Here is a 2,260-nt window from a genome sequence, read left to right as displayed (position 1 = left end):
GGTGCCGGTCGAGGTGCCGAACGATCCGAACTACAACTTCATGACCGACATGACCAACAAGGCCATCGAGTGGGTCAATTTTCAACAGGCGCTCACGCCGAGCAAGCCGTTCTTCATGTATTTCGCGCCGGGTGCCACACACGCGCCGCATCATGTCCCGAAAGAGTGGATCGCCAAATACAAGGGCAAGTTCGATCAGGGCTGGGACAAACTGCGCGAGGAGACGCTTGCGCGCCAGATCAAGCTCGGCGTAGTTCCCTCGGGCACCAAGCTGGCGCCCAAGCCAGCCGGTGTCAAAGACTGGGATACGCTGTCGGCCGACGAAAAGCGGCTCTCTGCCCGGCAGATGGAAACCTTTGCAGCATTTTCTGAATATGCCGACACCGAAATTGGCCGCTTGATCGATTCACTGCGTGAAATTGGCCAGCTCGACAATACGCTGATCTTTTATATCGCGGGTGATAACGGTACCAGTGCTGAAGGTGGTCCGGATGGGACGTTTAACGAATACAGCTCTCTCAATGGCGTGCCTGAATCGGTTCAGGACATGCTGAAGCGCTACGATGAATGGGGCGGACCGACGACCTACCCCCACATGGCTATTGGCTGGGCCATCGCAGGCGACACGCCGTTTACCTGGGCCAAGCAGGTGGCGTCCGATTTCGGCGGCACCCGCAATGGCATGGTTGTGCACTGGCCCAAGCGCTTCAAGGGCAAGGGTGAAGTCCGCAGCCAGTTTTCGCATGTCATCGACGTCGTACCGACCATCCTGGAGGCGACCGGTCTGCCGCAGCCGAAGTTCGTCAATGGGGTCGCACAAGTGCCTATCCAAGGCACAAGCCTCATCTACACTTTTGGCAATTCCAAGGCGCGCGACCGGCATACGACGCAATACTTCGAGATGGCCGGCAACCGCGCCTTGTACAAGGACGGTTGGTTCGCTCGAGTAATTCACAAAACGCCGTGGGGCCGCGAACCGATCGTGACGCTGCAGAATGATGTCTGGCAGCTCTATGATACCAGCAAGGATTTCAGTTTGGTCAACGATCTGTCCAAAACGAACCCGGGCAAGCTGAGGGAAATGCAAAGAGAATTCATGAAAGTTGCTTCCGAGAATCATGTTCTACCTATCGACGATCGCAGCTTCGAACGTCTCAATCCGGCGATTGCCGGCCGGCCCGACCTGATGGCTGGACGCACATCGCTGACGCTTCGCAGCGGCATGCGGGATCTCGGCGAGAATGCGTTCATCAACGTCAAGAACAAGTCGAAGGTCATTGCCGCGGACGTCAATGTACCCGCGGGCGGTAATGGAGTGATCCTGGCGCAGGGTGGGCGGTTTGGTGGCTGGAGCCTGTATCTGAAGGACGGTAAGCCGACATACACCTACAACTATCTTGGTCTTCAACACATGACCATCGCCGGGGCTGAGGCACTTCGAGCCGGAAAGGCCAATATTCGGTTCGAATTTGCCTATGACGGCGGCGGCATGGGCAAGGGTGGGACTGGCACACTTTCAGTCGATGGCCGCCAAGTCGCGACCGGGCGGATTGAGCGCACCCAAGCTTTCCTTTTCTCTCTCGACGAGACCGCTGATGTCGGCCTGGATGGCGCCACGCCCGTCGTGGAAGACTATGGCTCGCTTCATGGCCAGTTCAATGGAACGATTGACAGGGTGACGATTGACGTCAAGTAGGGTGCGGCTTTGTCATCGACTTGATTGGACCGTGCGTGTCGCGAGGTGCCAGCGGTGACCGTGAGCCTTCTCGTCGTAAGCGCGGTGATCGAGTTTGCCACGGGCGTGTCGCTGCTCGTCGTACCGGAGCCGGTCGTTGCCCTACTTCTCGGTGGCTCACTCGACACGCCGACAGCCTTGGTCGCAGCGCACGTTGCAGGCGCGGCTCTGCTTTCCCTTGGATCGGCTTGCTGGCTCGCACGCCGGGACGGTTACACGCTCGTCGCTGCGATGCTTGTGTACAATGTGGCAGCTACTGCGGTCATGATGCATGCGTATTTCGGTTTCGGACTGAATGGCATAGGGCTTTGGCCGGCAATAATCTTGCACTCTTCGCTGGCGGGCTGGTGTCTAAGATTCTTGCAAGCTCGGATGCAAAACGCAAAGTAATCGGCACCTGTCGTCAAGTGTGTACCCGGACCTCTATTCCGCATCCATTGGCCCGGGTCACTCGCCAACCTTAATGCATCGAGCATGCATGCAGGTTCTAGCAGGTTCTGGACACACGTCACTCAATCCTCAGCG

1 protein-coding gene is annotated in these 2,260 nt (G+C 57.8%); it reads left to right on the top strand.

Features of this window, described 5'->3' with window-relative positions; all coding sequences use genetic code 11:
* On the top strand, positions 1-1,696 hold a 1,696-nt coding region (locus AB1772_13260; protein ID MEW5797308.1), incomplete at its 5' end, for a sulfatase-like hydrolase/transferase.
* Between the last annotated feature and the right edge of the window lie 564 nt (positions 1,697-2,260).

It is taken from the genome of Candidatus Zixiibacteriota bacterium (assembly GCA_040752815.1).
Classification (GTDB): Bacteria; Zixibacteria; MSB-5A5; order GN15; family FEB-12; genus JAGGTI01.
The sequence above is the reverse complement of the archived record's forward strand: the minus strand, read 5'-3'. Positions and strand labels throughout refer to the sequence as shown.